The sequence below is a fragment of the Thermosynechococcus sp. M98_K2018_005 genome (genome assembly GCF_015295825.1).
In the GTDB taxonomy this organism is placed as follows: domain Bacteria; phylum Cyanobacteriota; class Cyanobacteriia; order Thermosynechococcales; family Thermosynechococcaceae; genus Thermosynechococcus.
Map to the genome: position 1 here is coordinate 1 of NZ_DVEH01000060.1, position 8,647 is coordinate 8,647.

Genomic DNA, 8,647 nt, shown 5'->3' on the forward strand with positions numbered 1-8,647 from the left:
AATCCCATCATTGATGAATACCAACATGGGGCGTCTTGGGTATGATGGGACCAGTGGCGGCGCATTTGACCTACAAAAGGCGTTCTACAGCTTCCCTGTCACCAGTCGGGGTCAACTCATTCTCGACTTCAGGGGTGGTGAATTCAACGACAACTTCAACAATTTCAATCCCCTCCTTCAGTCGAGTGATACGGGTGCCCTGTCTCGCTTTGGTCGCTTCAACCCCATTTACCGCGCAGGAAATGCTGCAAACGCTGCGGGGGTCAGCTTTAAGTACGATGTGGTGCGTAACAAACAGAAGGGTACCGGCGTGACCCTGAATGTGGGTTACCTTGCCCCTAATGCCAATGATCCTACTAGTAATGCAGATGACCTTCCGGGTCCTAACAATGCTGTTGGTAATACTAATGGCTTCTTTGGTGGAGCTTTTGCAGCACTAGCGCAAGTGGATGTGCAGCCAACCAAGAATCTCGCCCTTGGTTTAACTTATGTGCGTTCCTTTGGGCTTGATCCCTTTGGTAACACAGGGAGTAGTGGTCTCTTTTCCGCTGCAAATCCCACGAGAGTTAACTTTGCAAACACTACTTCCGACGCTGTAGGTTTTCAGTTCACCTATCGCCCAATAAAACAGCTTAACGTGGCAGGTTGGGTAGGCTATGCAAATGTAGACACTGTACAAAATGCTGCGGACTATATACTTAGGGCGGATAGCGCTGACGTACTGAACTGGGCTATTACATTTGCAGTCCCTGATCTCTTGAATAAACGGGATTTACTGGGTCTGGTCTTTGGTCAACCACCCCAGGTGATTAGCCTCAGTGGATTATTTGATGCTAATGGCCCTCTACCACCAAATTTGCCTCCTAATTCCCTTACTCGCTTTAACTCCTACCACTTAGAAGGCTTCTACCGCTTTGCGGTGAATCGTAACATCTCGATTACACCCGGTGTGATTGCCATCTTTAATCCCAATAGCAACTCGACCAACGACCCGATCGTGGTGGGGGCTGTGCGGACGACGTTTAGCTTCTAATGCCCTCCCCTTTCCCCCTCCCCGTGAGGGGGATTTTTTGATGGGGGGACGATAGAATAGGGGCGAGGCATTGTCTATGGATTTGTCGGGTGAAACACTGGGCAATTCTCGGAGTCGGTGTTGCGCTATTGGGAATGCCGCCAGCACTGGGGGGCACCAGTACGTTCAAGGATGCTCCCAAGGCCTTGGTGGATGAGGCATGGCAAATTATCTACAGAAGCTATTTGGATCGCAGCTTCAATCGTCTCGACTGGCAAGCTATTCGTCAGGAGTTGCTCTCCCAAGCCTATCGCGATCGCGAGAGTGCCTATCGGGTGATTCAGCAAACCCTTGTCCGCCTCAATGACCCCTATACCCGCTTTTTGTCACCTCAGGAGTACCGTCAACTGCTCCTGCAAACCCAAGGCCAGCAGGTGGATGTGGGTCTCACCCTCGTGGAGTCGGGGCAGTTCTTTCGCATTCAGGCGATCCAAGCGGGATCGGTGGCTGCCAAGGCCGATTTGAAAGTGGGAGATGAAATTCTGGCCATCAATGGTCGTGGGAGCGATCGCCTGACCTTGGAGCGAGCCAATCTGGCGTTGCGAGGGCCAGCGGGGAGTAAATTGCGCCTCCTGGTGCGCCGTGAGGGCAAGCCCCAACCCTTTAGTGTCGAACTCACCCGCGCCGGTGAAATTCCGCGTACGGTGAATTTTCAGGTCTTGAATCATCCTCGGGTGGGCTACATTCGCCTCAGTGGTTTTAATAGCCGCTCTCAACAACAGATGCAAGAGGCGATCGAAGTCCTGCAACGGGAGAAGGTGCAAGGCTTTATCCTCGATTTGCGCCACAATCCGGGGGGACTCCTAGAAGCAGGCATTGAAATTAGCCGCCAATGGCTCGATTCTGGGGTGATCGTGCGCATTCAACACAACCAGCGGGAAGAGACGATTCGTGCCCGCCAACGCGCCTTGAGTCAGTTGCCCCTTGTGGTCTTAGTGAATCAGACCTCCGCCAGCGCCAGTGAAATTTTAGCCGGTGCCCTGCAGGATCAGGGTCGCGCAACCGTAGTAGGGACACCGACTTTGGGCAAGGTGCGGGTTCAAGCGGTTCATGAACTGGGGGACGGCTCTGCCCTCGTGGTGACGGTGGCTCGTTATCTGACGCCAAAGGGTCGCGATATTGCGGCGGGGGGCATTACTCCCGATGTGCTGGTGACGGTTGATCCCAGTAGCGATCTGGAATTGCGCCTCAATCCCAACTTGGTGGCACGCCCCACGGATCCAATGGTGGCCAAAGCCTTAGAATTATTGAGCACTAAAATCAGTAATGCTCGTCATGTCCAGTGAGGCTCTTGTTGTCCCTTCTGCTCCGGCGATCGCCCCCGCTCCTTGCCCTTTGCGACTGGGGGTGTTGGCCTCTGGCAATGGCTCTAACTTTGCTGCCCTTGCCGAGGCGATCGCCCAGGGGAAATTGGCCGCCCAAATTCAAGTGCTGATCTACAATAATCCCAATGCCTTTGTGGCGCAGCGCGCACAGCAGTGGCAAATTCCCAGTGTCCTCCTCAACCATCGCCACTACCCCAGCCGTGAAAGTTTTGATGCGGCCATTGTCGAAACCCTCAAAGCCTATGGGGTCGAGTGGGTGGTGATGGCGGGCTGGATGCGCATTGTCACCCCTGTGCTCCTCAATGCCTACCCCCAGCGAGTCATCAATCTCCACCCCAGTTTGCTCCCCAGTTTTCGGGGATTGCATGCCGTGGAGCAGGCCTTGGCAGCAGGTGTGAAAATTACCGGGTGTACCGTTCATCTGGTGGAAGAGGAAGTGGATAGTGGCCCAATTTTAGTGCAAGCAGCAGTGCCCGTTCTCCCCGATGATACGCCCGCAACCCTCCATGCCCGCATTCAAGTTCAAGAGCATCGCATTCTCAAGCAGGCGATCGCCGACATTGCCGCGCGGCAATCACAAGCTTCCTGCTGATCCTTCAATGACGCAGGCATATACCCCTGAAGATGTTTGGCGCTTATGGGGGGAGCTATTAGAGGCTCAGAAAGAAACGGAACGATTGCTGCGGGAAGAAGCGCGCCAACTCAATCAGCAACTGGGCAAACTCGGCAGGGGAATTTGGGGAATGGCAGGTGCGCCCCGCCGTGCTGCGGAATTGCCGTCTCGCAACTTTGCAGCGATGTCATTCTCCTAGATGGCAACGAGAGTTTAGAAGTTGAAAGGATGATTCTGGAGCCACTGTTTGAGGGCAGCAACAAAGCGATCGCACTCCTGCGGCAACGTAAAGTAATGCACACAGGCACGCACCGAGGCAGGATAGAGCAATTCCCGCACCAAGATATTCTCTGCCTCAAGGTCTTGCACCAATTGGCGATGCTGACCATTGGCCAACTGAAAGGCCACCAAGCCCGACGGCGGCGGCACGGGACTCAGACAGGTCAAACCCACCATGCCCTGTAACTGTTGCCAAAGGTAATGACTCAACTCACAAATGCGTTCGTATCGCGCTTGGGCAGTCCCCCATTGATCATGCACCCGCAGGGCAGTGGTGAGTCCTGGTACCAAGGAAAAGGCGGTTGTGGCCACCTCAAAGCGGCTGGCATCCTCCTTCCAGCCCGCGGGTTGAGCATCACGGGTTTGGTGAATGCCGCGCCAGCCAATAAAGGTGGGTTCCAATGTGGCTAGGCGATCGCGCCGAATGTACAGCCCTCCTAGTCCCGCAGGTCCACAGCACCACTTGTGTCCGGTAAAGGCATAGTAATCCACCCCCAAGGCGGGTAAATTTAGGGGCACCATGCCCACACTTTGGGCACCATCCGCCAAGACTTGGATGCCGCGACGATGGCAAACGTCAACAATCTTCTTTAAGGGCAAAAGTTTCCCTGTATTCCACAGCAAATGACTGAGCACCACCAAGCGTGTGCGGGGATGGAGTTGGGCTGCAATGGCGGCCACCTCATCATTGCACCAAGGCCACAAGGCCACCCGATCCACGACCACCCCCAACCGCCGTGCCAATTGCTCTGTAATCGCCACTACCCCCGGATGCTCACAGTTGGAAATGAGTAGGCGATCGCCCGCTTGCCAGTTGATGCCCCAAAGGACAATGTTGCAGCCCGTCGTGACTGAATCTGTGAGGGCAAGGGTGTCTGCGGTTGTTCCTAAAAGCTGTGCTAGTTCTTGCCGCAGGGTTTGCAGTTGTTGGCTTAGCCAGGGAAAGACGCGATTGGCAAAGGGACCTTCCTCTTGAATGTGGCGATCGCTCTGGATGATGGCCTGCCACGTGTCTTGGTGCAGCGGCCCTTGACCCCCATAGTTGAGGTAGGTCTTATTCAGCAGGGCGGGGTAGGTGTCGTGGTAGGCGCGCAGTGTCTCTAGGTTCATTGATAGTTATTGCAGGGGAGAGCGATAGATAGATGCTACCGCAAAGGATTTAAGATCAAGATATGTAGCAAGTTCCCTTTTGATCTCCCCACTCCAGGGGCGGCGCTTTCAAGGACGGCTCGGTCAATCCAATCAAATCAATCCCGTCAATCAAGCAATGACAAAGGCATATACCCCTGACGATGTTTGGCGATTATTAGGGGAGCTGTTAGAAGCTCAAAAGGAAACAGAACGCCGCTTTCAAGAAACGGATCGGCGATTTCAGGAGACTGACCGACGTTTCCAAGAAACGGAACGACGATTTCAGGAGACTGACCGACGTTTCCAAGAAACGGAACGACTGCTGCGAGAAGAAGCGCGCCAACTCAATCAGCAACTGGGCAAACTCGGCAATCGCCTTGGGGAATTTGTGGAATGGCAGGTGCGCCCCGCCGTACTGCGCTTATTTCAAAGTCGCGGAATTGCGGTTTCTCAACTTTACAGTGATGTCATTCTCCAAGATGGCAACGAGAGTTTAGAAATTGATCTGCTAGTCGTCAATACAAATGAAGCGGTTCTCGTCGAGGTGAAAACCAAACTGAGCCAAGGGGATGTAGATGAGCATCTGGAGCGCATTGCTAAATTTCGTCGTTTGGCTCATCAGTATCGTGACACCCAGCTCTTGGGCGCCGTAGCCGGGATGATCGTGCCCCCTGAAGTGGCTCGCTATGCCTATCGGCAAGGTCTGTTTGTGTTGGCGCAGTCGGGAGATGGGGTGGCGATTCTGAATGATGCGCAGTTTCAGCCCCAGAGATGGTAACCCGTGCCCAAGAATTTGGGAAGACAAATTTGCAGCATCAGTTATAGCTGCGGATTAGCGGGTGCCAGTGTTGCTTTTGCCGCTTGAGAACGGGCATCGAGCCATTGCTGCAAAATCAGGGCAGCAGCAATTTGATCCACTAAGTCCTTGTGGTGACGGGGCGATCGCCGCCGCTGTTTGAGAATCTCCTCCGCCTGAAAGGAGGTGAGTCGCTCATCCATATATTCCACGGGCAAGTTCAAGGCCGCGCCAATTTTTTGCGCCAGATGTTGCACCTGCCGGGCTTGAGAACCCAGTTGACCATCGAGGGTGTAGGGCAAGCCGACAATTAACTTTTCCACCCCTCGCTCTTGGCAAATCTGTCGAAGCTGCGCCACGTCACTGGCAAAATTCCGCCGCTGGATGGTTGTAATGCCTGTGGCCAACTGCCCCAAGCGATCGCACCCTGCCACACCAATGCGCTTGCGCCCCAGATCCAAACCTAAAACGGAAATCATCCTTGAGTCCGCAAGAACAGTTCCCCTACAATTGAATCCATTCCCAATTTTTGCTTGCCCTCAAACGATCATACCCCGCTGTACCCACCCATGACTGACGTGACCCCCGACTACAAAGACACTGTCAACCTGCCCCAAACCACCTTTGAAATGCGGGCCAATGCAGCAACACGGGAACCCCAATTGCAGGCCTTTTGGGCACAGCACCAAATTTATGAAACCCTTCAGCAAACTAATCCGGGTGAGGTCTTTATTCTCCACGATGGCCCCCCCTACGCCAATGGCGCTCTCCACATTGGCCATGCCCTCAACAAAATTCTCAAGGACATCATCAACAAGTACCAACTTTTACGGGGACGCAAGGTTCACTACCGCCCGGGGTGGGACTGCCACGGCCTGCCTATTGAACTCAAGGTGCTGCAAAACCTGAAACCCGAACAGCGTGCCCAGCTTACCCCCCTCACCCTTCGCCAAAAGGCCAAGGAATTTGCCCTCAAAACCGTAGCGGAGCAAAAGCAGAGTTTCCAACGCTATGGGGTTTGGGGCGACTGGACGCACCCCTACTTGACCCTCACCCCGGACTATGAAGCGGCCCAAATCGGTGTCTTTGGCGAAATGGTGCTGCGGGGCTATATCTATCGGGGTCTCAAGCCCGTCCATTGGAGTCCTAGCTCTAAAACCGCCCTCGCTGAGGCAGAGCTAGAATATCCCGAAGGCCACACCTCCCGTAGTCTCTATGCTGCCTTTGAAGTCATCGAGTTGCCTGCAGGCTTAGCTAAGTCTTGGTACAAAGCCCTAGGGAAATTGGGGGTGGCCATCTGGACAACGACCCCTTGGACAATTCCCGCTAACTTGGCGGTGAGTGTGAATTCCGATCTCACCTATGCCCTTGTTGAGGTCAAGCCCAGTGGCCGCTACCAGTACTTAATTGTTGCTGCAGATCTCGTAGGGCGGCTCAGTGACACCCTTGGTTGCACGCTGAAGGTGGTGGCTACGGCCAAAGGGGCTGATTTAGAACATAGCCGCTATCGCCATCCCCTCTTTGCGCGCGAGAGCAAGATTGTGATTGGTGGTGATTATGTGACCACAGAATCAGGGACGGGACTAGTGCATACCGCCCCCGGTCATGGCTTAGAGGACTATGCCGTGGGTCAACGCTATGGCTTGCCGATCCTATCGCCTGTGGATGAGAATGGCTGCTTTACGGCAGAAGCGGGACCATTTGCCGGTCTCAATGTGCTCAAGGAAGGGAATGAGGCGGTGATTGCGGCACTGCAAGCATGTGGCGCCCTCCTCAAGGAAGAACCCTATGTCCACAAGTATCCCTACGACTGGCGCACGAAAAAACCAACCATCTTCCGCGCCACGGAGCAGTGGTTTGCTTCCGTTGAAGGCTTTCGCGATGCTGCCCTCAGAGCGATCGCCGAGGTGAAATGGATTCCTGCCCAAGGAGAAAACCGCATTACGGCGATGGTGGCGGAGCGTTCTGATTGGTGTATCTCGCGGCAGCGCAGTTGGGGCGTGCCCATTCCCGTCTTTTATGACAAAGCAACGGGGGAACCTCTATTAACCGCAGAAACCATTACCCATGTGCAAGCCATTATTCGCGATCGCGGCTCCGATGCTTGGTGGGAACTCTCCGTTGCAGAATTGCTCCCCGAATCCCTTCGGGATCAAGCCGATCGCTACGAAAAGGGCACCGACACGATGGATGTCTGGTTTGATTCTGGATGCTCTTGGGCAGCGGTTCTTGGCGATCAACAGGCGGATCTCTACCTCGAAGGCTCTGACCAACACCGGGGTTGGTTTCAATCGTCATTGCTAACACGGGTTGCGGTGAAAGGCCAAGCCCCCTACAAGGCCGTCCTCACCCACGGCTTTGTCCTCGATGAGCAAGGACGGAAAATGAGCAAATCCCTCGGCAACGTCACCGATCCCCGCGAAGTGATTGAAGGGGGCAAAAACCAAAAGCAAGACCCTGCCTATGGTGCCGATGTATTGCGTCTGTGGGTGTCCTCCGTGGACTATGCCAATGATGTGCCCATTGGTAAAAATATCCTCAAGCAGTTGGCGGATGTCTATCGCAAGATTCGCAATACGGCGCGCTTTCTCCTCGGGAATCTTCACGACTTTGACCCCAATCAAGATGCGATTCCCTATGCCCAACTGCCCGCGTTGGATCGCTATATGCTGCATCGGCTGCACGAGGTCTTCAGTGAAGTAACGGCGGCCTTCGATAGCTTTCAGTTCTATCGCTTTTTCCAAACCATTCAAAATCTTTGTGTTGTTGATCTGTCAAACTTTTATCTCGATATTGCCAAGGATCGGCTGTACATCAGTGCTCCCACGAGCGATCGCCGTCGTAGTTGTCAAACTGTGCTGGCCATTGCGGTTCAAAACCTCGCCCGTGCCATTGCTCCGGTGCTTCCTCATTTAGCCGAGGATATTTGGCAGCATTTGCCCTTCAAAACCCCCTATCTTTCGGTTTTTCAGAGCGGCTGGGTACAGCTTCCCGCCCAGGGGCATGATCCGCGGCTAGCGAGTGAGTGGCAACGCCTGCGGCAACTGCGCCTAGAGGTAAATAAGGTACTCGAACAGGCCCGTGCCGAAAAGCTCATTGGCGCCTCTTTGGAAGCCAAAGTGTGGCTCTATGTTGCCGATCTAGAGTGGCGCGATCGCCTTGCGGAGATGAATCCCAGTGATGCCCTCAGTGGCAATGGCGTTGATGAACTGCGCTATCTCTTTTTAGTGTCGCAGGTGGAGCTGACACCGCAACAGGAAAGGGTGGACGTGCCCTATGTCCTTGAAGCCGAAGGGTTATGGATTGGCGTCGGTCATGCTAAAGGCGAGAAATGCGTCCGCTGCTGGAATTATTCTGAAAGCGTTGGCCAATCGGCCTTGCATCCCCAGTTGTGCGATCGCTGTCAAGCCGCCCTGCAAGGAGAATTTTAG

At 54.3% G+C, this 8,647-nt stretch carries 8 protein-coding genes; 6 read left to right on the forward strand and 2 right to left on the reverse strand.

Annotated elements, in window-relative coordinates; genetic code table 11:
* The 4 genes from IGQ15_RS08305 to IGQ15_RS08320 all read left to right on the forward strand — a co-directional run.
* On the forward strand, nt 1-1,033 hold a 1,033-nt coding region (locus IGQ15_RS08305), incomplete at its 5' end, for an iron uptake porin (RefSeq protein WP_297050703.1).
* 89 nt (nt 1,034-1,122) lie between these two features.
* Nucleotides 1,123-2,358, forward strand: coding sequence for a S41 family peptidase (locus tag IGQ15_RS08310; RefSeq protein WP_297050706.1), 1,236 nt, complete (start codon nt 1,123-1,125; stop codon nt 2,356-2,358).
* Nucleotides 2,348-2,989 (forward strand): phosphoribosylglycinamide formyltransferase, encoded by a 642-nt coding sequence (gene purN / locus IGQ15_RS08315; RefSeq protein WP_297050707.1) that lies wholly within the window; start codon nt 2,348-2,350, stop codon nt 2,987-2,989. The genes IGQ15_RS08310 and purN overlap by 11 nt, the downstream gene beginning before the upstream one ends.
* 7 nt (nt 2,990-2,996) lie before the next feature.
* Nucleotides 2,997-3,209: a hypothetical protein gene (locus IGQ15_RS08320; RefSeq protein ID WP_297050709.1), complete on the forward strand. Its 213-nt coding sequence runs from the start codon at nt 2,997-2,999 to the stop codon at nt 3,207-3,209.
* Between the two features lie 14 nt (nt 3,210-3,223).
* Here IGQ15_RS08320 and IGQ15_RS08325 read toward each other — a convergent pair whose 3' ends face one another.
* Nucleotides 3,224-4,399: an aminotransferase class V-fold PLP-dependent enzyme gene (locus IGQ15_RS08325; protein WP_297050712.1), complete on the reverse strand. Its 1,176-nt coding sequence runs from the start codon at nt 4,397-4,399 to the stop codon at nt 3,224-3,226.
* Nucleotides 4,400-4,556: 157 nt separating this feature from the next.
* Between IGQ15_RS08325 and IGQ15_RS08330 the strand changes: the two genes are divergently transcribed.
* A complete protein-coding gene (locus IGQ15_RS08330) occupies nt 4,557-5,198 on the forward strand; it encodes a hypothetical protein (RefSeq protein ID WP_297050718.1) in 642 nt (213 codons plus the stop codon).
* Nucleotides 5,199-5,239: 41 nt separating this feature from the next.
* On the opposite strand, the gene ruvX is transcribed toward IGQ15_RS08330, so the two are convergent.
* Complete coding sequence (gene ruvX / locus IGQ15_RS08335) at nt 5,240-5,695, reverse strand: Holliday junction resolvase RuvX (RefSeq protein WP_297050714.1); 456 nt, start codon at nt 5,693-5,695, stop codon at nt 5,240-5,242.
* Between the two features lie 90 nt (nt 5,696-5,785).
* Between ruvX and ileS the strand changes: the two genes are divergently transcribed.
* On the forward strand, nt 5,786-8,647 hold the full coding sequence (gene ileS, locus IGQ15_RS08340) for an isoleucine--tRNA ligase (protein WP_297050716.1): 2,862 nt from the start codon (nt 5,786-5,788) through the stop codon (nt 8,645-8,647).

Coding starts and splice junctions, on each gene's coding strand:
- purN (WP_297050707.1), top strand. CDS start 2,348: ATGTCCAGTGAGGCTCTTGTTGTCCCTTCTGCTCCGGCGATCGCCCCC.
- IGQ15_RS08320 (WP_297050709.1), top strand. CDS start 2,997: ATGACGCAGGCATATACCCCTGAAGATGTTTGGCGCTTATGGGGGGAG.
- IGQ15_RS08325 (WP_297050712.1), bottom strand. CDS start 4,399: ATGAACCTAGAGACACTGCGCGCCTACCACGACACCTACCCCGCCCTG.
- IGQ15_RS08330 (WP_297050718.1), top strand. CDS start 4,557: ATGACAAAGGCATATACCCCTGACGATGTTTGGCGATTATTAGGGGAG.
- ruvX (WP_297050714.1), bottom strand. CDS start 5,695: ATGATTTCCGTTTTAGGTTTGGATCTGGGGCGCAAGCGCATTGGTGTG.
- ileS (WP_297050716.1), top strand. CDS start 5,786: ATGACTGACGTGACCCCCGACTACAAAGACACTGTCAACCTGCCCCAA.